Annotated in this window: 24 protein-coding genes; 6 read left to right on the forward strand and 18 right to left on the reverse strand. The window is 55.6% G+C overall.

The annotated features are described in order from the left end of the window. Nucleotides 1-328 precede the first annotated feature (328 nt). From FY046_RS13060 to FY046_RS13075, 4 genes are all read right to left on the reverse strand, one after another. The gene (locus FY046_RS13060) at nt 329-673 is read right to left on the reverse strand and encodes a helix-turn-helix domain-containing protein (protein WP_133844997.1); all 345 of its coding nucleotides are present in this window, start codon (nt 671-673) and stop codon (nt 329-331) included. A gap of 240 nt (nt 674-913) precedes the next feature. Then, nucleotides 914-1,369 (reverse strand): RrF2 family transcriptional regulator, encoded by a 456-nt coding sequence (locus tag FY046_RS13065; protein WP_133845000.1) that lies wholly within the window; start codon nt 1,367-1,369, stop codon nt 914-916. Nucleotides 1,370-1,575: 206 nt separating this feature from the next. Then, a complete protein-coding gene (locus FY046_RS13070) occupies nt 1,576-2,451 on the reverse strand; it encodes an NAD(P)-dependent oxidoreductase (RefSeq protein ID WP_171148549.1) in 876 nt (291 codons plus the stop codon). A 62-nt stretch (nt 2,452-2,513) separates the two neighbouring features. Beyond that, nucleotides 2,514-3,368, reverse strand: coding sequence for a helix-turn-helix transcriptional regulator (locus FY046_RS13075; protein WP_212814304.1), 855 nt, complete (start codon nt 3,366-3,368; stop codon nt 2,514-2,516). A gap of 117 nt (nt 3,369-3,485) precedes the next feature. Here FY046_RS13075 and FY046_RS13080 point away from each other — a divergent pair, with 117 nt between their 5' ends. After that, nucleotides 3,486-4,904, forward strand: coding sequence for an MFS transporter (locus FY046_RS13080; protein ID WP_446186142.1), 1,419 nt, complete (start codon nt 3,486-3,488; stop codon nt 4,902-4,904). A gap of 94 nt (nt 4,905-4,998) precedes the next feature. Here FY046_RS13080 and FY046_RS13085 read toward each other — a convergent pair whose 3' ends face one another. Together FY046_RS13085 and glsB are read right to left on the reverse strand one after the other, a co-directional pair. Next, the gene (locus FY046_RS13085) at nt 4,999-5,175 is read right to left on the reverse strand and encodes a hypothetical protein (RefSeq protein WP_159337159.1); all 177 of its coding nucleotides are present in this window, start codon (nt 5,173-5,175) and stop codon (nt 4,999-5,001) included. Between the two features lie 154 nt (nt 5,176-5,329). Continuing rightward, on the reverse strand, nt 5,330-6,253 hold the full coding sequence (glsB, locus tag FY046_RS13090; RefSeq protein WP_133845007.1) for a glutaminase B: 924 nt from the start codon (nt 6,251-6,253) through the stop codon (nt 5,330-5,332). A gap of 276 nt (nt 6,254-6,529) precedes the next feature. Here glsB and FY046_RS13095 point away from each other — a divergent pair, with 276 nt between their 5' ends. Then, nucleotides 6,530-7,714, forward strand: coding sequence for a sugar transporter (locus FY046_RS13095; RefSeq protein ID WP_133845009.1), 1,185 nt, complete (start codon nt 6,530-6,532; stop codon nt 7,712-7,714). 65 nt (nt 7,715-7,779) lie between these two features. Here the strand turns inward: FY046_RS13095 and licT are convergent, their stop codons facing one another. From licT to FY046_RS13110, 3 genes are all read right to left on the reverse strand, one after another. Further along, nucleotides 7,780-8,643, reverse strand: coding sequence for a BglG family transcription antiterminator LicT (licT, locus tag FY046_RS13100; RefSeq protein ID WP_133845010.1), 864 nt, complete (start codon nt 8,641-8,643; stop codon nt 7,780-7,782). Between the two features lie 172 nt (nt 8,644-8,815). Continuing rightward, nucleotides 8,816-9,139, reverse strand: a complete 324-nt coding sequence (locus FY046_RS13105) for a hypothetical protein (protein WP_133845449.1) — start codon at nt 9,137-9,139, stop codon at nt 8,816-8,818. Between the two features lie 192 nt (nt 9,140-9,331). Beyond that, the gene (locus FY046_RS13110) at nt 9,332-10,948 is read right to left on the reverse strand and encodes an ABC transporter substrate-binding protein (RefSeq protein WP_446186143.1); all 1,617 of its coding nucleotides are present in this window, start codon (nt 10,946-10,948) and stop codon (nt 9,332-9,334) included. Between the two features lie 152 nt (nt 10,949-11,100). Between FY046_RS13110 and mpaA the strand changes: the two genes are divergently transcribed. Next, nucleotides 11,101-11,808: a murein tripeptide amidase MpaA gene (mpaA, locus tag FY046_RS13115; RefSeq protein ID WP_133845014.1), complete on the forward strand. Its 708-nt coding sequence runs from the start codon at nt 11,101-11,103 to the stop codon at nt 11,806-11,808. Here the strand turns inward: mpaA and ycjG are convergent. Then, on the reverse strand, nt 11,788-12,771 hold the full coding sequence (gene ycjG, locus FY046_RS13120) for an L-Ala-D/L-Glu epimerase (RefSeq protein WP_446186144.1): 984 nt from the start codon (nt 12,769-12,771) through the stop codon (nt 11,788-11,790). The two genes, mpaA and ycjG, sit on opposite strands and share 21 nt — an antisense overlap. Before the next feature lie 119 nt (nt 12,772-12,890). Between ycjG and tpx the strand changes: the two genes are divergently transcribed. Continuing rightward, a complete protein-coding gene (gene tpx, locus FY046_RS13125; RefSeq protein WP_133845018.1) occupies nt 12,891-13,394 on the forward strand; it encodes a thiol peroxidase in 504 nt (167 codons plus the stop codon). A 122-nt stretch (nt 13,395-13,516) separates the two neighbouring features. Here tpx and FY046_RS13130 read toward each other — a convergent pair whose 3' ends face one another. Then, nucleotides 13,517-14,254 (reverse strand): SDR family NAD(P)-dependent oxidoreductase, encoded by a 738-nt coding sequence (locus FY046_RS13130; protein WP_159337162.1) that lies wholly within the window; start codon nt 14,252-14,254, stop codon nt 13,517-13,519. Between the two features lie 97 nt (nt 14,255-14,351). Here FY046_RS13130 and FY046_RS13135 point away from each other — a divergent pair, with 97 nt between their 5' ends. Further along, a complete protein-coding gene (locus tag FY046_RS13135) occupies nt 14,352-15,245 on the forward strand; it encodes a LysR family transcriptional regulator (RefSeq protein ID WP_133845022.1) in 894 nt (297 codons plus the stop codon). Between the two features lie 3 nt (nt 15,246-15,248). On the opposite strand, the gene tyrR is transcribed toward FY046_RS13135, so the two are convergent. The 7 genes from tyrR to pspA form a co-directional block, all read right to left on the reverse strand. Next, nucleotides 15,249-16,814, reverse strand: a complete 1,566-nt coding sequence (tyrR, locus tag FY046_RS13140; protein WP_133845024.1) for a transcriptional regulator TyrR — start codon at nt 16,812-16,814, stop codon at nt 15,249-15,251. A 101-nt stretch (nt 16,815-16,915) separates the two neighbouring features. Continuing rightward, the gene (locus FY046_RS13145; protein ID WP_133845026.1) at nt 16,916-17,971 is read right to left on the reverse strand and encodes a YcjF family protein; all 1,056 of its coding nucleotides are present in this window, start codon (nt 17,969-17,971) and stop codon (nt 16,916-16,918) included. Then, on the reverse strand, nt 17,968-19,365 hold the full coding sequence (locus FY046_RS13150) for a YcjX family protein (RefSeq protein WP_133845028.1): 1,398 nt from the start codon (nt 19,363-19,365) through the stop codon (nt 17,968-17,970). The genes FY046_RS13145 and FY046_RS13150 overlap by 4 nt, the downstream gene beginning before the upstream one ends. A 183-nt stretch (nt 19,366-19,548) precedes the next feature. Continuing rightward, nucleotides 19,549-19,761, reverse strand: coding sequence for a phage shock protein PspD (gene pspD / locus FY046_RS13155; protein ID WP_133845030.1), 213 nt, complete (start codon nt 19,759-19,761; stop codon nt 19,549-19,551). A gap of 29 nt (nt 19,762-19,790) precedes the next feature. Beyond that, nucleotides 19,791-20,138, reverse strand: coding sequence for an envelope stress response membrane protein PspC (gene pspC, locus FY046_RS13160; RefSeq protein WP_133845032.1), 348 nt, complete (start codon nt 20,136-20,138; stop codon nt 19,791-19,793). Next, nucleotides 20,135-20,362 (reverse strand): envelope stress response membrane protein PspB, encoded by a 228-nt coding sequence (gene pspB, locus FY046_RS13165; protein ID WP_133845034.1) that lies wholly within the window; start codon nt 20,360-20,362, stop codon nt 20,135-20,137. The genes pspC and pspB overlap by 4 nt, the downstream gene beginning before the upstream one ends. 56 nt (nt 20,363-20,418) lie before the next feature. Next, a complete protein-coding gene (gene pspA, locus FY046_RS13170) occupies nt 20,419-21,084 on the reverse strand; it encodes a phage shock protein PspA (protein ID WP_133845036.1) in 666 nt (221 codons plus the stop codon). 160 nt (nt 21,085-21,244) lie between these two features. On the opposite strand from pspA, the gene pspF reads away from it, so the two are divergent. Continuing rightward, the gene (gene pspF / locus FY046_RS13175; RefSeq protein ID WP_133845038.1) at nt 21,245-22,240 is read left to right on the forward strand and encodes a phage shock protein operon transcriptional activator; all 996 of its coding nucleotides are present in this window, start codon (nt 21,245-21,247) and stop codon (nt 22,238-22,240) included. Nucleotides 22,241-22,528: the final 288 nt, after the last annotated feature.

A 22,528-nucleotide genomic window follows, 5' to 3' on the forward strand; every position in this document is an offset into this window, starting at 1 on the left:
TAACGGGTTCAGGACGCGCGGCGAAGGGCGCTGCCCTTCTCCTTATTGCTGTCTTATAAGAACAATATTCCGTGTTTTGAGCTGGCGGTAAAATATCAATATTGGCAATGGTTTATACATAGATGGATAACATCAATCTGCAATGCTGAATGCGTGATTGTTATTTTCGTCAGCGACGATCATCTGAAGGTGGCGGCAGAAATGAGGGGGGGGGGAAATCGGGACTGGGCGGTATTTGCAGTGGGCACAAGGCTGGGCAGCTTACGCGAAAGTGACTCATGTGAGCGGACAAACTGTTGTCCGCTCACCTGTCAGGGGGATGCTGCTATCAGGCTGCGTGGGCTGCAATCTGAACCTGACGACGCCATGCGCCCGGTGACTGACCGAACTGACGTTTGAAGCTGCGGTTAAATGACTGCTGAGAATCAAAACCAAAACTGATGGCCACGTCCAGAATCGGCTCACCGCCCCTTGCGAGACGTTCAGCGGATTTTTTCAGGCGGCGTTCACGAATATATTCACCCAGCGCATGGCCGGTGTGCTGTTTAAACATACGTTGCAGGTGCCATTTTGAGTAACCGGCACGGGCAGAAACGGTGTCTAAATCCATTTTCCCTTCAATGTGTGTATCGATCCACTTGACGAGATCGTTAATAAAATCATCATGGCTCATCGGAAATCCCCTGATTTATTGGTCACTATTTATAAATGAATGTTGGTGGTGAATGCTAAAGAGCAACTATCACGAATGCATTTAATTACGGTAAGGCAGCCATCCCTTTAATGCAAGTTTTATTGTTGCATTAAGTGCGATCGTTAACGCGATCGGGGATCGTCAATTGTGGATTTTCAGAAATAAGTTAAGAAAGACAAGTCCCCCGCACGCGGTGAGTACAGGGGCTTGAGACGATGCTCAGGAGGCGCAGCGCTGATCCGGATTGATGCAGTCGCGCTGCATGATGTCACGCAGCGCATCAGCGACCGTGCGTTTAGCCAGGACATCGAGAGACGCCTGCTCGGCTTCTCTTGCCAGTTCTTTGAAATACCAGCAGGCATTTGCGCTGACCACGCACAGCGCCGGAACGTCCGGGCGCCCTGCCATCAACGGTTTATCTTCAATTACTGACGTATAAATTTCGCACAGCGTGATGCGATCGGCCGGGCGTCCAAGACGGATCGTCCCGCAGCGGCCAAGCGTCGAGATAATAATGCCGTCACGCGTCAGTGGCACCATCATTTTGCGCACAAAACTCGGGTTGGCATCTAAACCATCGGCGAGAATTTTACTGGTGCAACGTTGCCCCTCGCCATCCGCCTTGGCGATACATAACACCATTTGTAATGCGGTGGGAAAGCGAATATCAAGCATGATGTGATCCTTGCTTTTTTCTGTTCATCTGGAAACGAATCACTGCAATAAAAGCATTAAAAATCAGTCAAATATAAAACATATGAGTTTAATAATATAACAAACTTTGACACATTTATGAAGCACCCGGCTAAGCACTATGGGCTATTGACCATATCATGATGATTTGCAGGGATTTATACACGGCGCCCTGCCCGCCTGTCAGATTACTTTTTATGCTGCTCATGCAGGTAACGATAGACCACAGACAGATCTTTATCGCCATAACCCGCATCGACGGCACCCTGCCACTGGGTGGCAATGGTTTGCAGCCCAGGCATCGGTCGGTCGCCCGCCGCATCCAGCGCCAGCCTTGCGTCCTTCAGCGCCCAGGTGAGCTGCATCTGTGCCGGGTATTCCCCTGCGGCGATCATCGCCAGCTTGCCTTTCACATAGGGTGCCGCCAGCGGGCCGCCCTCCAGTACCTGCCAGAAATCATCCGGGGTGAAGCCAAATTGCTGCGCCAGCTGAGTACTCTCCGCCACGCCCTGCATCACGGAAACCAGCCAGGCGTTCGCCACCAGTTTCATTTTTGATCCCGCACCCGCTTCACCCAGCCATTTTGCGCCTTTGGAAATCGCTGCAAAAACCGGTTCAATGGCGGCAGCACGCTGACGATCGCCGCTGGCCAGCACCAGTATCTGTGCCTGCTCTGCGGGGGCTTTGGTCCCGGATACCGGGGCATCCAGCAGCACCACATCCGGGCGCTGTTGGTGAATGCTGTCAATCAGCTGCTGTGTGGCGTCAACGCCGATGGTGCCCATCTGGCACAGTACCGCACCCGGTTTCAGCACCGGCAGGATCTGCGCACAGGTCTTCAGTGTGGTGGCACCATCCGAAAGCATCACGATGATCACCTGCGCATCTGCCACCGCCTGTTCGGGGGTATCACACAGCACCAGCCCGTCAGCCGTCAGATCATCACCACGTGCGCGCGTGCGGTTCCAGCCGGAAACGTGAAATGATTTTTTCAGCAGATTAGCCGCAAAAGCGTGGCCCATAGCGCCCAGTCCGAGTACCGCGACCGAAGGGTGTTGATTCATAGTCACTTCCTGTCCTTGTCCTGTTTCATGATTGACTCAGGAATACCTGAGCCTTGAGAGAGTCAATCGGTGATTTTTTTGAGTGCCGCCGCGCTCTGTTCATCGTTGGGAATGTACACCAACAGACGGTCGCCGTTGCGCGGTGCAGACCACCAGTTATTCTGCCGCAGCGTGATAATGCCCACATCCGGATGGTAAAAGCGCTTTACATGATTGTCGATGGCGCGGATCTCGTAGCGCTGCCACATGGCGCGAAATTCCTCGGATTCGGACAACAGGCGTTCCAGTAATTCCTGCCAACGCGGGTCGTCGAGGTGTTCTCCCATTTGAGTACGAAACAGCGCCACCATATGCGGCATCAGCTGTTCCTGATCGGCAACCGCCTGCCGCCATTGCGGATGGGTGAAGGCCAGCAGAATACAGTTACGGTCTTCTGGCGCGATGCTCTCCAGGTCGACATTCATCAGGCGGCACCATGCCGGGTTGTAACCGAGAATATCGAAGCGCGGCGTCTGGATAATGGCCGGTAGTGGGTTGAGGTGGTCGAGGAGGATCTGCCCATGCGCCGAGACCTTGGCACAGGTTTTCGCTGCGGCAGTGGCCGGCATGGGATGCCCGGCCAGCCGGTATAGGTGCTGCGTCTCGGCTTCGTTACACTGTAACGCAGTGGCAATTGCGGCCAGGGTTTTCGGCGAGGGTTTTATCTCACGCCCCTGCTCAAGCCAGGTGTACCAGGTCACGCCCACGTCCGCCAGCTGAGCCACCTCTTCACGGCGTAAGCCCGGGGTGCGACGTGAGCGATGGTGCGGCATTCCCAGCCGCGCCGGATCAATGCTTTCACGACGACTGCGTAAAAATGTGGCCAGCAGCTGACGGTTTTTTTCACTGCTGCTCAACGACAGCGGAATCTCACTCATTGGGGGGCACTCCACTCAGGCAGGTAGTGCAGGTACTATGATAATCAAGAACTGGTACCCGTTTAAGATTTCACTGATGCTATGCCCGGATACTGATTAACACAAGGGTTACGCATCATGAAAAGCGGTTTTGATTCCACCACTCTCGGCCACAGCGGTTTGATAGTGCTGTTAGCGGGTCAGCTGTTACCGATGATTGATTTTTCCATCGTCAATGTGGCACTTGATGCCATGTCCACCACGCTGCACGCCAGCCCTATCCAACTGGAGCTGATCGTCGCGATCTACGGCATCGCCTTTGCCGTCAGCCTGGCGATGGGAAGCCGGCTCGGCGATAACTTTGGCCGCCGTCGCATCTTCTGCATCGGCGTCGTGGTGTTTGCCATCGCTTCCCTGCTGTGCGGCATCACTCCGGATGTGTGGACGTTATTACTGGCACGCGCTTTACAGGGGATCGGTGCAGCGCTGATCGTGCCGCAGATCTTAGCGACACTGCATGTCACGCTGCACGGACGCGAACATTCACGGGCGCTCGGTTTATACGGCGGTATTGGCGGCATGGCCTTTATCATTGGTCAGGTTTTGGGTGGTTTTCTGATTAACGCCAATCCCGGCGGTTACGGCTGGCGTAGTGTGTTTCTGATTAATATTCCCATCTGCCTGCTGGTTTTACTGATGGCACCCCGCACCATTCCTGAAACGAAAAAGCCGCAGCGCGTAGCCATCGACTGGGCTGGAACGCTGTATCTGGCCGGAAGTATTGGCTGTCTGCTGGTCGCCCTGGCGTTAGGCCCGCTGCTGCACTGGTCGTGGCCCTGTATTGCCCTGCTCGCTGCTTTCCCCCTGCTCCTGAAACGCCTGTGGCAGGTAGAAGAGCGCATTGAACAACAGGGCGGCGCCCCACTGCTGCCGCCAGCGCTGATGCGGTTGTACAGCGTGCGTTTCGGCTTATCGATTGCCGTGCTGTTTTTCTCCTGCTGGAGTGGCTTCATGTTTGTGGTGGCACTGACGCTGCAATCGGGACTGGGTCTGAACGCCTTCCAGTCAGGTAATGCCTTTATTGCTCTCGGCGTGGCTTACTTTATCGGTTCATTACTGTCGACGCGGATTGTCGAGCGGCTGGGCAAAGTTAACACGCTGCTGATCGGCTGTCTGGTGCAGATGACAGGACTGCTTGCGCTGATGCTGACGTTCAACATGGACTGGCCGCAGATTGGGGTGAGAAGCCTGATCCCGGCGACGATACTGGTTGGCTTTGGGCAATCGTTTATCGTCAGCTGTTTCTTCCGCATTGGTCTGGCTGAGGTATCGAAAGATCATGCTGGTGCAGGCAGTGCGATGCTGTCGACAGTGCAGCAGGCGGCGTTCGGTCTGGGGCCGATGCTACTGGGCACCGTGTTCAGTCAGGCGCTGCACATGCAGGGTCATTACCAGCATGCGGTGCTGACTGCGCTGGCAGCGGAGTGGCTGATTATGCTGTTACTGGTGGTGCGGACGTTGATGTCACGGCGCAGAATGGCAGCCCAGACGAGCTGAAACGGCAGCACTATTAACACGCACAAATCGAATGAGGGTCAGGAGCCCGACCCCACCGTTACCGCGGTGTCGGGCGATCTTCACAAAGCGGGGCTTAACATGCGACGAACTGGGCCTCAACCTGCTGAGTCGGTCTGAAACGCAGACGATTGCCGCTCATGGTCCAGACTTCGACACTCTGTGGCGTGGAACGGATCATAGCCAGTTTGACCAGCGCGCCAAACTGGCGCAATTGATGATTAAGCGTTAACTGCCGTGCCTGAATAGTCATACCTATCCTCTCAGGTTCATGGATTGCTGTGTGGAACGTCGTATTATTTCGCTGCGCAAAATATTAGCAATTCATGCTAAACCGGTCGTTGACCACGATCAATCATTGATTACGCTATGTGATTAATCGCTGTTGAAGTAGACCGGATCCGGCATCAAAATATCGACCGGCCAATACGCTCCGCCAGCAGCTCCAGCGCGGCTGTTCCGGCCAGCGAGTTGCCTGAACCATCCAGCTCCGGCGACCAGACGGCGATGCTCATTTCCCCCGGCACCACCGCAACAATACCTCCACCGACGCCCGATTTACCCGGCATGCCAACGCGCCAGGCGAATTCGCCCGCGCCATCATACATACCACTGGTGACCATTAACGCATTGATCTGTCGCGTCTGTTTCGGCGTCAGCAGCGGTTCCTCCTGCCCCAGACCTTTGCCGTGGTTAGCAAGATAAAGGAAGCAGCGCGCCAGTTCGACACAGCTCAGCGTCATTGAGCAGTAATGAAAATAGGTTTGCAGTACCTTCGGTACATCATTGTCGAAATTACCGAAAGACTTCATCAGCCAGGCAATAGCGGCATTGCGCGCGGAATGGTCATACTCCGAACGCGCCACATAGCGATCATAGGCAATGTCCGGCTCCTGGGTCAGGCTTCTGACCACCTCCAGCATACGCTGGCGCGGCGCGGTAAGGCGGGTTTCCAGCATGTCACACACGACCAGCGCGCCGGCATTGATAAACGGATTTCGTGGTTTACCCTGCTCCAACTCGAGCTGCAACAGCGAGTTAAACGGCTGGCCGGAGGGTTCTTTGCCGACCCGCTGCCAGATTTCACTGTCCTGATAGCGCGTCAGCGCCAGCGTCAGTGACAGCACTTTGGAGATCGACTGGATGGAGAAACGCTCCTGCGCATCGCCCGCCTGATAGACGGTGCCGTCAAGCATGCAGACCGCAATACCCAGACGGTCGGCAGGCACCTCGGCCAGAGCCGGAATGTAGTCAGCCACCTTTCCCTGACCAATTAATGGCCTGACCTGCTGCAGGATGTCCGTCAACAATGCATTATCCAGAACGCTCACGTATACCTTTCCTCTGCTGCTGCCTGATGAGTTGAATTACTGCGCGATTCTGCGGCCTGGCCGCATTGGCGTCAAACATTGATGCAGATAAACGTTCAGACACTTTTACACAGGGAAATAAGCGCTCGTCATAACCCCGGCTTATATAAAAATTCTGATTTACAATTTTATTGATTTTTTTATTTCATCTGGCGAATAAATAAAAGACAATATCCCCACGTTATTCTTTGACCTGTTCTTTCGGGTTAACATTCCTTCAACACATCGCTAACTTCAATGCAATCAACTACTGTTTCCCGTAAGACCGCATGGCTACGCGTGGTCATGCTCGCTATTGCTGCGTTTATTTTCAATACCACGGAGTTTGTTCCGGTGGGCCTGCTGTCAGATATCGGTAGCAGTTTTTCCATGCAGACGGCGCAGGTCGGCCTGATGCTCACGATTTACGCGTGGGTGGTGGCGCTGATGTCACTGCCAATGATGTTGCTGACGCGTAATGTCGAGCGTCGCCTGTTGTTGATTGTGATCTTTGTGCTGTTTATTGCCAGCCATGCTCTCTCCTCGGTGGCGTGGGATTTCACCACCCTGGTGGCCTCCCGCATTGGTATTGCCTTTTCACATGCGATTTTCTGGTCGATTACCGCTTCACTGGCGATCCGTGTGGCCCCTCCGGGGAAAAAGACCCAGGCACTGAGTATGCTGGCCACGGGCACCGCGCTGGCAATGGTTCTGGGCTTGCCAATTGGCCGTATGATCGGCCAGTTGCTGGGCTGGCGCATCACGTTTGCTGTGATTGGTGTGGTGGCGCTGGTGACTATGCTGTTACTGGTCAAACTGTTACCGAAGCTGCCAAGTGAACATACCGGATCGTTGAAAAGCGTTCCTATGCTGTTTCGCCGCCCGGCGCTGGTCGCACTGTATCTTCTGATTGCAGTAACAGTAACGGCGCACTACACCGCGTACAGTTATATTGAGCCGTTTATTCAGAGTGTGGCGTCACTGAGCGGCGGTTTCACCACGTTCCTGCTGTTAATTTTCGGCGCAGCGGGCATTGTGGGAAGTATTCTGTTCAGCATTTACGGCAATAAATATCCGGCAACCTTTTTGCTCGGCGCGATTGCATTAATTACGCTGTCGATGCTGTCACTGTATGTGTCTGCCACCCACACGCTGGCGATTTCCACGCTGTGTATTGTCTGGGGCATGGCGATGATGGTGATTGGTCTGGCCGTGCAGGTGCGCGTGCTGGCCCTGGCACCGGATGCGACCGATGTGGCGATGTCGCTGCTGTCCGGGATCTACAATATTGGTATCGGTGCGGGTGCGCTACTGGGAAATCAGGTGAGTCTCCACCTGAATATGGCAAGTGTCGGCTACGTCGGCGGTGCCATCGGGATGCTTTCGCTGTTGTGGTGTGCCATCAGCATGAAGCGTTATCCGCAGTTGCGCCTCAACGGTTGACCGGTGGCGGTCAGGATCGGGTGTTCATGCCCGCTCCTGACTGCATCACGCTCAAACGAAAAACATCATGCCTCGTCCTGGCTCTCCCCCAACGCCAGCGTCTCTTTTCTGACCCGCTCAATGTGAATCGTCAAAAACATCCGCTCCTCACTGCCCAGCGTATATTCGTAATTTTTCATCACATGACGGTCAATTTTCTCCACGCACTTATACGCATCAGGATAACGGTCGCGCACCACGTCATGCAGCGATTCATCGTCGCTATAGACACCGCGTTTCCCCAGCATACGCTGAGAAAAGAATTTCAGGTGGGTCACAAAACGGTTGTAACTCAGCGAGTCGGTCTGGTAATCCAGCTGCAGCTGATACTTAACAATATGCAGGATTTCCTGCATAAATTTGGTGATATGCATCACCGCAGGCATCTCGCTGCCCAGCTGGGCATTGACCAGGTGCAGGGCAATAAACCCCGCCTCATCTTCAGGTAAGCGCGCCTTTAAGCGCTTTTCTATAATATCCAGTGCCGCCAGCCCGACCGCATACTCTTTCGGATAAAGACTGCGAATTTCCCACTGCAACACATTGCGGATCGGCAAATTCTGCTGATGACGGGTCAGCGCAAAATTGACGTGATCGGTCAGTGCAATCGCCAGGCTTTCGTGCAACGCGCAGGACAACTGCTCGCGTGCCAGCGCGATAATGCATTCGCTGGCAATCACCACTTCCAGCGGAATTTCGGACAAGAGTTCGCTCAGGCGCCCGGTCAGCTCCCGACTTTTCAGGGCAAAGGTTTTTTCGACCAGCGTTGGGTCCAGCTCGTCGCCACTGCGTTTTTTAAACGCCAGCCCGCGCCCCATCACCACCTGTTCATTACCCTGTTCGTCATGAACGATGACTACATTATTATTCAGAACTTTTGCTATTTTCATTTCCCTGCCTGAAACAAAAAAACCTGACAGCCAGATATGCTCCAGCGGTCAGGTTTTGCCTGCATAAATGCAGTAACAATCCAGTGATGAACACGATAAGGGATTATACGCGCGTCTCAAGTACCAGGCTGCCAATCTGTGACAGATCTCCCGGTTTGTTACGATTTGTGTCTTAACTGGCGCGTGAACACTTCGCTGCGGCCAGCTGTTGTAACTGTTCTTCGCGCTCTGTCGCCTGCTTCTGCGCCTGATGTTTCGCAATACCGTTGCCAATACCGAAGTCCATGGCGGCACCGACCACCGTCAACGCGTCAAACTCCCCTGTTTTATCGATATCCTGCTGGACCTTTTGTTGTTCAGCAAGTTGCTGCTGTACGCCCTGGCAATCCAGCTGATCGGCCTGCACGGCACTGACCGGGGGAGAATCAGGATATTGCTTCAAAGCGCAGCCACTGAGTAGCAGAGAGAGTACCAGCAGAGGGGTCAGTTTCATCATCATTACCGTTTCGGACAGAATGGCATCATTGTGCACATAACGTGCGCGATTCAATAGCGGAAGCAGCAGCGTTAACTGCTGCTTTTCGTGGGTATTGGTTGTGTTAGGGGCGTGGCCAGGGTTAGGTCCGGGGCCGGGTCAACGTCAACGCCCTTGACCTGGACCTTAAGACGACGTGGCGCTCGCTATCTATCAGTGCTTCAAAATATACAGCGTACGACTGTAAGCAACATCTTCCGGATTGGTGATGGGATACCCCTTCACATAAGGCTTAATCAACCGACCATTGGTGTACTGATAGATCGGCGCAATCGGAGCCTGCCCGGCGATCATCTGTTCAGCACGGTTGTAGTCGTCGTTACGTGCTTTGTCATTAGTCTGACGACTGGCCTGCGCCAGCACCGCATCATATTCGCTGCTTTTAAAGCGGGCGATATTACCGCTATGCGTTGAGGTCAGCAGGCTGAGGAACGTCGAAGGCTCGTTGTAATCCCCCACCCAGGAAGCGCGGATAACATCGAAATTCCCGCTGTTACGGTTATCAATGTAAGTCTTCCACTCCTGGTTTTGCAGCTTCACATTGACCCCAAGGTTTTTCTTCCACATGGAGGCCACGGCAATGGCGATCTTCTTGTGTGTTTCCGAGGTGTTATACAACAGCGTCAAATTGAGCGGATGCGTGGGACCATAACCTGCCGCCGCGAGCAGTGCTTTGGCCTGCGCGTTAAGTTCTGCCTGACTGTGCTGCTGCATAAAGCTGGCTTTCGGGGTAAAACCTGCCGTGACATCCGGCGTAAAATGCCAGGCGGGTTTTTCGCCCGTGCCCAGCACTTTCTCCGCAATGACTTTACGGTCGATGGACCAGGAGAGCGCCTGACGCACGCGAACATCGGCCGTCGGGCCCTTCTGGGTGTTGAATGCATAATAATAGGTGCCGAGCTGGTCAGGTGTGTAGACCTCTGCAGGGATCTCTTTCTTCAGCAGCCCGTAAAGCTCTTTCGGGAAGGACTCGGTAATATCGATATCCCCGGCGCGGTAACGTTTGGTCGCGCTGGACTCTTCACTGATCGGTACAAAGGTGACCTTGGTAAGCACCGAATGTGCATCATCCCAGTAGTGCGGATTACGCACCAGCTCGACCTTCTCATTCACCACCCGGTTGTTGAGCTGATACGCCCCGTTACCGACCAGATTGCCCGCACGCGTCCACTGATCGCCATATTGTGCAATCACCTTTTGCGGCACCGGGAACAGGCTGAAGTTGGCCGTCAGGCTGACAAAATAAGGTACCGGTTTATCGAGTGTGACTTTCAGATGGGTGGCATCAATGGCGCTGACGCCCAGTTTATCCGGGCTCATCTCACCTTTAACAATCGCACTCGCATTTTCAATCCCGGCCAGCTCAGCAAACCAGGCGAAGGTTGAGGTGTTTTTTGGATCAACCAGGCGCTGCCAGCTGTAAACAAAATCCGCCGCTGTGACAGTGTCACCATTTGACCAGCGGGCATCTTTTCTTAGCGTGAAAATCCAGGTTTTATTATCATTGGTCTGCCAGGCCGTCGCCACGCCCGGAATGATTTTCCCGCTGGCATCCTGATTGGTCAGCCCCTCAAACAGATCGCGGATCACCGGAATTTCAGGTAAGCCGACCGCTTTCACCGGGTCCAGCGAGGCCGGTTCATCTTTAATATGACGGACAATTTCCTGTCGTGCGGCCAGTTGAGTCCCTGCCGGTACGTCGGCAGCGTGCAAAGTTGAGCTGATACATAGCGCTAAAGCAGCCAGCGCAAAAGATGATGATGTCCTCATAGAGATATCCTTACCTGTCAGCGAAACGGCGGGTGTTTTTGTACTGCTGGCACTCTAACGCAAATTGCACGCTGCGAAACAGTGTTTTTATGATGAACCGCAGCGGGTGATGTGCCAGGCTTAGCGCAGAACTTTCTCTCAGGAGCAGGACAATGTCATTACTTCACCCCCGGCCTCTGCGTGGTCGTCTGGATGCCCCCACGCAACACTATGGACAGTCCGTGCTGGGCGCACCGCTGCTCTGGTTCCCGGCCCCGCTGGCGGACGATGACAGCGGGCTGATCCTCGCGGGTACGCATGGCGATGAAACCGCAGCGGTGGTTACTCTCTCCTGCGCCATGCGCACGTTGCAGGATAGCCATCGTCGGCATCATGTGGTGCTCGCGGTAAACCCGGACGGTTGCCAGCTTGGGCTGCGCGCTAATGCTAATGGTGTGGATCTCAACCGCAACTTTCCTGCCGCCAACTGGCAGCATGGCGACACGGTTTACCGCTGGAACAGCGTGGCCGAGGAACGCGATGTGCTGTTGTCCACCGGTGAGCATGCCGCTTCCGAACCCGAAACGAAGGCGCTTTGCCAGCTGATTCACCAGCTCTCCCCGGCCTGGATTGTCACCTTTCATGAGCCCCTGGCCTGTATTGAAGATCCGCACAGCAGCCCACTGGGGCACTGGCTGGCGGCCAAAACGGGCCTGCCGCTGGTCACCAGCGTCGGTTATGCCACGCCAGGCTCGTTTGGCAGCTGGTGCGCCGATATCAACCTGCCCTGCATCACCGCCGAATTCCCACCGATTGCCGCCGATGAAGCGACCGAACGCTATCTGGGGGCGCTGGTCGATTTACTCTACTGGCAGCCGTGAAAGCTCAATGCTTCCGCAGCTAAACGGTAGAGCAGGCTCGGCGTCCACCGCCAGCCAGGTGGGGCCATCCAGGTCGACAAAACGCGCCTGAGGCACCAGCGGCAATGCGGCACGAATGGCGCGTGAGGTGCACAGCATGCAGCCGAGCATAATGGAAAACCCCTGTGCCTGCGCGGCCTGAGCCAGTTCCAGCGCGGCCGTCAGGCCCCCGGTTTTGTCCAGTTTGATGTTCACCATGTCATAGCGCCCGTGCAGCGCAGGCAGGCTGTCCGCGGTATGGCAGCTCTCATCTGCACAGATCGGCAAGGGGTGAATAAAGTTCTCCAGCGCGGCATCGTCAGCCGCAGGCAGTGGCTGTTCCAGCATGGCGATGCCGAGATCAGCCAGCAGCTGGCAACGGGCCGCCAACCCCTCACTGTGCCAGGACTCGTTAGCATCAACAATCAGCGTGGCCTGCGGCACGGCGCTGCGGATCGCCACCAGGCGTTCAGTAATCAGATGATCGTCGAGTTTAATTTTCAATAATCTGGCCCCGTTCTCCCATAGCGCCAAAGCACTGCTGGCCATCATTTCTGGCACATCGATGCTCACGGTTTGCGCCATCGTGATTTGCGCAGGTGCATGGCTTCCTGTTAACTGCCACAGGCTTTGCCCGGCATGCGCCACCTCCAGATCCCACAGGGCACTGTCGATCGCATTACGCGCGGCCCCCGCAGGCAGCTGCTGCTGAAGCTCTGCCCGGGTCAGCCCCTGCTGCAACGCAGGCAACAACGCGGTAATTTGCGCCAGCACCGACGCTTCACTCTCGCCGTAACGCGCATAGGGGGTGCATTCGCCGATGGATTTAATGCCATTTTCTTCCAGCTCAACCACCACCACACCCGCTTCACTGCGGGCGCCACGTGCGATCACAAACGGCGTATGTAACGGCCAGCTTTCCGGATAAGTCTTCACTGATCTCATGCTTCAATCCTTAATCTGAGTTGATGCCAGCACATTGTATCGCATTTATACTGTCTCACTGCTTCAGCATGGCATACACTGAAGCAGGTTAAACACCATTAACATTAAAAGGATAGATTATGTCTCAGACCGTACATTTCCAGGGCAATCCGGTTTCCGTTGACGGGCAACTGCCAGCGCCGGGCCAGCCAGCAAAGCCGTTCACCCTGGTGGCCAAAGATCTCTCCGATGTCTCCCTGTCCCACTATGCGGGCAAACGCAAAGTGCTTAACATCTTCCCAAGCATTGATACCGGCGTGTGTGCCACGTCTGTGCGTAAATTTAATCAGCTGGCGGGTGATGTGAATAACGCCGTTGTGTTGTGTATTTCAGCAGACCTGCCGTTTGCCCAGTCCCGTTTCTGCGGCTCCGATGGCCTGAGCAATGTGGTCACCCTCTCCACCCTGCGTGGCGGCGACTTCAAAAAGGACTACGGCGTGGCAATCGTTGACGGCCCACTGGCCGGACTGACTGCGCGCGCGGTTGTGGTTCTGGATGAAAAAGATAACGTCATCTACAGCCAACTGGTGAATGAGATCACCACCGAGCCAGACTACGATGCCGCACTGGCAGCGTTGAAGTAATATTTTTTCGTAGGGGTCGGGCATGCCCGACCCAGGGCGAGGCGTGCCTCGCCCCTACGACGGATCGCTCTTCTTCTGGCTCAAGCCATATTCACGCAGTTTGTTGGTCGTTGTGGCCTGCTCTATCGCATCAGCAATCCCCCGTCCACGCAGTACTGACTCCCGGTCACATAACTCGCAGCGCTTGACAGCAAAAACAGCGCGACCGCCGCCGCTTCTTCTGCTCGCCCTATCCTCGCTAACGGCACCTGAGCCAGCACACCCTGTTCAAATTCCTCACGTTGATCCACCGGCAGGAAGCTGCGCAGTTCGCTGCTTATCGGGCCAGGCACCAGACAATTAACCCGAATCTGACGTGCCGCCAGTTCCGTTGCCCAGCAGCGCGTTAAGGCTATCAGCGCCGCTTTAGTGGCGGCATAGATACTGGTCGCCGCCGCACCTTCATAGGCTGAAGACGAGGCTGTCACAACAACGGCTGCCCCCGGTTTCAGGAAAGTGGACAGCGCGGCCAGTTGTAATACCGGGCCACGCACATTCGCCGACATCATCGCATCAAAGAACGTCTTATCTTGCCGATCGCAGGGTGCCACAGCGGCATAACCCGCGTTCAGCCACAGCCCATCCAGCGGCCCCGTCTGTTTCACGCACTCAACTAATGCCGTCAAATCGTCAGGCTCACTATTGTCCGAACGCAGTACCCGGGTTTCCCCCGGTAATAACCTGGCTGCCTCTGCCAGGTGTTGTGGGTTACGACCGGTAACGATCAGTTCAGCCCCTTCACGTGCTAATTGCTGTGCGCCTGCCAGACCAATACCACTGCTGCCGCCGGTAATCAGGATGCGTTGCTGCTTAAAACTCATGGTTTACTCCTCGTGTTAAGAGAGGAGAGTCTGGCACTGAGCGGGTTATTAAATAATACTGTTTAATCTTCATGGAGTATTAAGCAGGAAAGACAGAATGCGTGGCAGTGAATTTATGGAGTTGCGGGCGCTGATGGCTATTGCGGAATGCGGCAATTTTGCCCGTGCTGCCGCTCGCCTGGCGCTGACGCCCTCAGCACTCAGCCAGACCATCAAATCTCTGGAACAGCGCCACGGCGTTCGCCTGTTGAACCGGACCACGCGGAGCGTGGCTGCGACGGAAGCCGGTGCAGCGCTGATTGCCCGGTTGCATCCGCTGCTGGCCGAGCTGGATGCGGCAGTAGCCGACCTTGCCAGCCACAGCCGCATTCCCAGAGGCACGTTGCGCATCAATGCTCCAAGGCTGGCAGCGCTGCATCTGCTGGCCCCTCAAGTGGCCGGATTTATGGCCCGTTATCCAGAGATTGAGGTGGAGATTGTGTCAGAAGAGGGATTGATTGATATTGTCAGCGCAGGGTATGACGCGGGGATACGGCTGGGGGAAAAACTGCATCAGGATATGATTGCTGTTCCACTGGGAGGCAATGTGCAGATGCACGTGGTGGCCTCCCCTCAGTATCTGGCACAAAACGGATGCCCACAGCATCCCGCAGATCTGCATCAGCACCGCTGTCTCTCTTACTTTCGCCCGTCGGATCATACAGCGTGGCGATGGGAGTTTGAGAAGAACGGAAAAAGGCTGGAGGTGGATATCGCAGCCCCCTTGAGAGTCAATGAGCCGGAATTACTGGTTGCCGCCGTGAAACAAGGGGCGGGCATCAGCTATCTGTTCGGCGCCCTGGTGGACGTGGCGATAGCAGACGGTGAGCTGGTGCCGCTCCTCAGTGACTGGACACCCCCGTTTACCGGATATTCACTCTATTATCCCGGCAATACGGTGGTGCCCACGCCGCTCAGAGCACTGATTGATTACCTGCGCGAAACGCGGTAACCCTTATTCAGGATCGCTCTTTTTCTGGCTCAAACCATATTCACGCAACTTATTGGCAATCGCGGTGTGCGAGACACCCAGGCGTTTTGCCAGTTTGCGCGTGCTGGGATAAGAGAGATAAAGCCGGGTTAATACTGAGCGCTCAAAGCGGCTGGTGATATCGTCCAGCGACCCTTCAATTGCATCATCCCCCAGCGGCATCTCCATCGCATATTCAGGCAACACAATATCCTGTGGACGCAGCTCATAGCCGTCCAGTTGAGTCAGTGCGCGATACAGCGCATTTTTCAACTGGCGCACGTTGCCCGGCCAGGTGTAACGGGTCAGGAAGGCATTCAGCTGTGCGGAGAGTTTTGGCCGTGGTACGCCCTGCTCATCTGCAAAGCGTGCGACAAACATTTCGGTCAGCGGCAGGATGTCCTGTGGACGATCGCGCAACGGCGGCAGGTTAAGCGTCAGTACATTCAGACGGTAGAACAGATCCTCGCGGAACTCACCGCGCTGCACCAGCTCCATCAGGTTTTTCTGCGTGGCACAGATCACCCGCACATTCACATGAACTTCGTGCTCTTCGCCGACACGGCGGAAAGTGCCATCATTGAGGAAACGCAGCAGTTTGGTCTGCATGCGGGGTGACATTTCCCCGATTTCATCCAGTAGCACGGAGCCACCGCTGGCCTGTTCAAAGAACCCTTTTTTCCCTTCCAGCGCATTGGGGTAAGCGCCAGCCGCATGTCCGAACAGCTCACTTTCGGCCACATCATCCGGCAGCGAGGCACAGTTCAACGCCAGGAAAGGTTTTTTCCCGCGCGCACTGCGCAGATGGCAGGCGCGGGCCAGCATATCTTTTCCGGTACCGGTATCGCCCACAATCAACAGAGGTGCATCGAGCATTGCCAGTTTTCGTGCCTGATCCACCACCTGGCGCATTTTGCTGCTGACGGCAACAATGTGCTGGAACTCACTATCATCATTCACGATAAGATTCTGCAGCTGCTGGCCCATACGCGCTGTGGATTTCAGCAGTACCACGCCGCCGACCGGGTTCGGGGCCGCCGTATCTTCGTCCTGTGCATAGATCGGTGTGATCTCCATCAGGAAGTCGCGCCCCTGCAGCACAACGTGATGCGCTTCAGCCTCAATGCGTTCGCTTTCCAGCCAGTGCTGGAAATTGAAACCGGCGATCAACGATCCGGCACTGTAATTGCGCATCTTCTCTTCATTAAGGGAAAACAGGGCCTGGGCCGCCGGGTTCGCCAGTTCCACTTTGCTTTTCAGGTCAATGGAGAACACCGGATCAGGCAGGGCGACCAGCAGCGCGCTCAGTGCGCGATGTTCACGCTCTGAGGGCAAATAGGAGACGGTACGCACGTCAGTGACGCCGGGAATGCGGCGGATTTCCGCCATCAGCTGGCTGAACTGCTCAAAGCTGACGGTGGAAAAGTTAAGATAGATGCGGCCAATGGCGGCAATTTCGATACCGCGTAGATCGATGCTGCGTTCAACCAGCAGATCCAGCAGTTCACGGGTCAGACCGATTCGATCCTGGCAAAAAACTTCAAGACGCATGCGTTTTAACCTTTATTATCACAGTGCGGAGCGTATTGATGGATAATACGCTATCCCTCGTCAGGCCAGAAGTGTTCTGTCATGAAAAGTTGACAGTCTGTTTATGGATTGTCCTTCCCGCTGCGCTGCACGCTCTCTTTTAACTGCCCTATCAGCTCACGGCGGAAATCACCAAGGCGGGGTTTATCTCCTTCCAGCCACGGCAGCGGGCGGCACAGCTCCATCGCTTTAATCCCGAGCCGGGCGGTCAGCAGCCCGGCTCCAATCCCCTGTGCGGCGCGGGTGGAAAGTCGGGCGGCAAGATCTTGTGACATCCAGTCCATGCCCACTTCGCGGATCAGCTCCGACGCACCTGCAAAAGCGATGTTCAACAGCACCAGGCGGAACAGCCGCAGCCGACTGAAATAACCCAGCTCAATGCCATACAGCGCAGCAATGCGGTTCACCAGACGCAGATTGCGCCAGGCGATAAAGGCCATATCCACCAACGCCAGCGGGCTGACGGCAATCATCAACGTCGATTCAGCGGCATAACGGCTGATTTCACGCCGCGCCTGCCGATCCAGCACCGGCTGCACCAGTTGGGCATACAGTGCAACCACTTCACGATCGTTTTGCGTTTCATGCAACGAAGCCTGCCAGCGTTGCAGGGCCGGGTGACCGGACTCCAGCCCCGCCTGCTGCGCCAGCTTTTCGCAGAACGCGCGGCCCTGACCGCTGCCGTGGCTGGCCAGCAGTTCACGCGCCACGTCACGTTCTTCCGCCCTTTCACGCAGGCGGTAAAGACGGCGCCATTCACCGATCAACGATCCGGCCCCTGCCGCGATAATCAATCCGCCCGCCACGCTGCCGCCGAGGCCGATCCAGTCCTGGGTTATCCATGCCTGGTGTGCCCACTGTACGCCCTGAGCAACCACGCTGACACCAAACAGACCCAGACCCGCCATCACCATTTTGCGCCACAGGCTGCGTTTAGGCCGCAGTGCGGCTTCCACCGCCAGCTCACCGGCACCTTCCGGTTCAACATCCAGCTCTGGCTCCGTAGCCACGAAGTTATCCTGCTGCTCAGCAAACGCCTGCTGCTGGCGTAAAACAGGCGCCGGTTCGTCACTGAGCGGCTGGGCAAAATCAATTCTTGGTTTAATGGGTGCGTTCATCGCAGTTTATCTCCCAGTAAAAACTCCAGTGCAGCATCCATCCGGATATGTGGCAAAGGCCGGTCAACATCCAGATCCTGCGGGCGGAACTGTTCAAAATGGAATCCCTGATCCTGCCAGAATGCCTGTCCCGGCAGGCGAGGTGGCACTTCACCGGGGTAAACCGTCAGCGGGGTGTTGTCGGACAGACGGTGCCCTCGCAGTGCCGGAATGCTTTCGCCCTGGTGATCAACACGGCCACTTTGGGTGGCCTGCACGGATGCCAGCCCGATGCAGTCCATCTTGATGCCTTCAAACGCCGCGTTCTGCCAGGCATCCTGCACCAGTTGCTGGAGCAGCGACACCAGATTGGCATGTTGATCGGCGGTGACATGGTCGGATTTGGTGGCGGCAAACTGCAGTTTGTCGATAACCGGAGAAAACAGACGGCGAAACAGCGTGCGCTGGCCGTAGGAGAAGCTTTGCATCAGTTGGGTCAACGCCAGGCGCATATCGTTAAACGCCTGCGGCCCGCTGTTGAGCGGTTGCAAACAGTCCACCAGCACGATCTGACGATCGAAACGCAGGAAGTGATTTTTATAAAACCCCTTCACCACGTGCTGGCAATAATACTGATAGCGGGCGCGCAAAGTGCCGATATTACTGCCCGCATCGGCCTGCGCCAGGCGCGTTTCTCCCCCTTCTGCCACCTCGGGCCAGGGGAAAAATTGCAGGGCGGGTGCGCCGGCCATGTCACCGGGCAGCACAAAGCGGCCTGGCTGGATAAAGTGCAGGCCTTCCTGTTTACAGCGCTGCAGGTATTCGGTCCAGGCGGCGGCAATATCGGCCAGGCGGTTTTCATCTGCCGGGGCCAGCGGGTCCAGCCCTTCACATAGCTGGCGCCACTGCAGCGCCCATTCGGCGCGGTCACCCTGTAACAGGCCCGTCATCTGACGCGACCAGCTCAGGTAATCCTGTTCCAGCATCGGCAGGTCTAACAGCCATTCGCCAGGGTAGTCGACGATCTCCAGATAAAGCGTGGAGGTCTCTTTAAAGTGGCGAAGCAGTGATGCCTGCGAACGGTAGCGCAGCGCCAGGCGAATTTCACTGACGCCACGGGTTGGCGTTGGCCAGGCCGCCGGTGTGCCATAGAGTTGAGCCACGCCTTCATCGTAAGTAAAACGCGGGATACCGAGATCGCGCTGTGGGACGCGTTTCACACCCAGCAGACGCTGTTCGCGCACGGCCGAGAACATCGGCAGACGAGCACCGGAATTGACGTTAAGAAGTTGATTCACCAGCGAGGTAATAAAAGCGGTTTTTCCGCTGCGGCTTAATCCGGTGACCGCCAGGCGCAGATGGCGATCCGCGCCGCGATTCACCAGCGACAGCAATTCATGTTGTAGTCGTTTCATCTGTGGCGTTGGCACCTTATTGTTGTGTGTTCCTTATCGTAACATCCTCATGCCATTGCTGCTTTATACCCAAAATAATTCGAGCTGCATGAAAGCGGCCCGATGAGCTTACTCGAGTATGTGATTCGGGTGACTGAGTGAAGCCAACGCACATGCAACTTGAAGTATGACGGGTATATTGACTCAGGATGAGGGCTTCACCCAGCGCGCGGTGGCCCGGCGCATCACGCGTTTTAGTAACGGTTCCAATGCCCAGGCCAGCAGGATCTTCAGCGGCCTGCGAGCCACCGATTTCACCGCCCAGCCGCTTAATCCGGCCGGACCGTAAGTGATGGCGCTGATGAGAATAAATTTTCCGGCCTTTTTCAGGCGCGGATGGGGCTGCCAGTGACGCATAATATGACTCCTGAAAAAGGACCGGAAGATTACAGCTGACTGAAACGGCTGCGTACGCTAAAGGTTTCCGAGGTGACATAACGTTCTACCTCGCGCAACTCACGCTCGCCACCGTTCAGCTCGGCGCTCAGCTCATCCAACAGCTGATGTGCGCTGAGTGGTTTGTCGCGGCCCTGCTCACTCGGCGGCATATCCGGCAGTATCGCGGCCAGCAGCAGATAGCCCACGATGGTGAGTAAAAACAAACCGAAAAACAGCGACATGATAACAATCACACGCACCAGTAACACCGGAACACCCAAATAGTCGGCAATCCCTGCGCAGACACCTTTGAGCTTCCCCTGCTCAGGGATGCAGTACAGTTTCTTCTGACTCATGGCTGCCTCCACTGAGGATGCTCGGCATCGAGGATGGCTTCCAGCGCCTGAATACGCTCACGCATTTTGCGTGCGTCCTGGGTCAGCTGCTGAAGCCGTTGCAGTTCGTTCTGCGACAGTTCCGCCCCACCGTTCTGGCGTTTTGTGTAATGCAGCCAGAGCCAGATCGGCGCGACGAACAGCAGAAACAACGTCAGGGGTAAGGCAATAATGAAGACACTCATTCACGTTCCTTGAAGGTTAAGCTTAACTGTTCTGGCCACTGCCGTGGCCAGTTCCGTTACTCACTGCGATTCATTTTCGCTTTCAACGCCGCCAGCTGCTGGCTGATTTCATCGTCAGCCTGTAACTCAGCAAACTCCTGGTCCAGCGTTTTCTTTTTTCCGAAACTGTGGCTTTCGGCTTCAGCTTCCATATGGTCGATGCGGCGTTCGAACGATTCAAAACGCGCCATCGCTTCATCAATTTTACCACTGTCGAGCTGACGGCGAACATCACGCGAAGAAGATGCTGCCTGATGGCGTAACGTCAGCGCCTGCTGGCGGGCGCGGGTTTCGCTCAGTTTGCTTTCCAGTTCACCAATTTCCCCTTTCATGCGGGTCAGGCTCTCTTCAACCTGGCTGGCCTCCTGCTGCAATGAGGCGGTCAGGTCGGTGAGTTTCTGTTTTTCCATCAGCGCAGCGCGGGCGAGATCGTCTTTGTCTTTACGCAGGGCCAGTTCGGCTTTCTCCTGCCATTCTGCCTGCTGGCTTTCAGCCTGATCAATACGGCGCAGCAGCTGTTTCTTCTCTGCCAGCGCGCGGGCTGAGGTGGAGCGAACTTCAACCAGCGTATCTTCCATCTCCTGAATCATCAGGCGCACCAGCTTCTGCGGATCTTCCGCTTTCTCCAGCAGCGAGTTGATATTGGCATTCACGATGTCGGCAAAGCGGGAAAAAATACCCATAATCAAAATCCTCTTGAGTTAGTGTCTGTTGTTCTTGCTGCATAACACTATTCAAAAGGCGTGCCAGTTTTTATCTTATTGATTTTCAATGAGTGCATCGCTTTACAGGATGACATGCAGCGACTAAAGTGGTTTTTATCACTAACACTTGGTGAAATTAATGATGAGTGAAAATCCTGATACCCTGCTTGGCGAGTCGAATAACTTTATTGATGTGCTGGAGCAGGTTTCCCGTCTGGCACCGCTAAATAAGCCCGTGCTGGTCATCGGCGAACGCGGCACAGGTAAAGAGTTGATTGCCAGCCGTCTGCACTACCTCTCTGACCGCTGGCAGGGGCCGTTTATTTCGCTGAACTGCGCCGCACTGAATGAAAACCTGCTGGACTCAGAACTGTTCGGCCATGAAGCAGGCGCCTTTACCGGCGCGCAAAAGCGCCATCTGGGGCGCTTTGAACGTGCCGATGGCGGCACGTTGTTTCTTGATGAACTGGCAACGGCGCCGATGCTGGTGCAGGAGAAATTACTGCGTGTCATTGAATACGGCCAACTGGAACGCGTTGGCGGTAGTCAGCCGTTGCAGGTCAGCGTGCGGCTGGTGTGCGCCACCAATGACGATCTGCCGCTGCTGGCCCGTGAGGGAAAATTCCGCGCCGATCTTCTCGACAGGCTGGCGTTTGATGTGGTGCAGCTGCCTCCGCTGCGCGAACGCCGTAGCGACATCCTGGTGATGGCACAGCACTTTGCCATCCAGATGTGCCGCGAATTGGGCCTGGCGCTGTTTCCGGGTTTTACCCCGGCAGCGGAGCAACGCCTGCTGGGCTATGGCTGGCCGGGTAACGTACGTGAGCTGAAAAACGTGGTGGAGCGATCGGTCTATCGCCATGCCAGCATCGAGGATCCGCTCGACAACATCATTCTTAACCCCTTCCAGCGTGTGGAACCTGCCGTCACGACAGAACCACAGGGTGATGATGCGCTGCCCGCCCTGCCGCTTGATTTACGTCACTGGCAGTATCAACAGGAAAAAATGCTGGTAGAAAAAGCGCTGACTCAGGCTCGCTTTAATCAACGCCGGGCTGCCGAGCTGCTGGGCGTGACCTATCATCAGCTGCGCGCCATGTTAAAGAAGCATGATATCAGTGTCAGTGAAGATTGAGGCCCGGGAAATCAGGCAAAAAAAAGCCCGCTCAAGGCGGGCTAAAAATACTGGAAGCAATGTGAGCAATGTCGTGCTCTTCCACGGTAGAGCCACCGTTGAAGCGCAGGGGAATAATAATCATTCTCAAGCCGATCTGTAAAGCACTTTGTTGAGAACCTTTCTCATTTCCATAACAAGTTCAGGCTTATTATTAACACCCCTTAACCGCTTGTGGGCATTTTTCTTCCCCTCGCCCTCGCAAACTTTGGGTGCAGCCTCCGAGTGCGGTACACTCTGTTTATTGCC

The sequence above is a fragment of the Erwinia sp. 1181_3 genome, assembly GCF_052824965.1.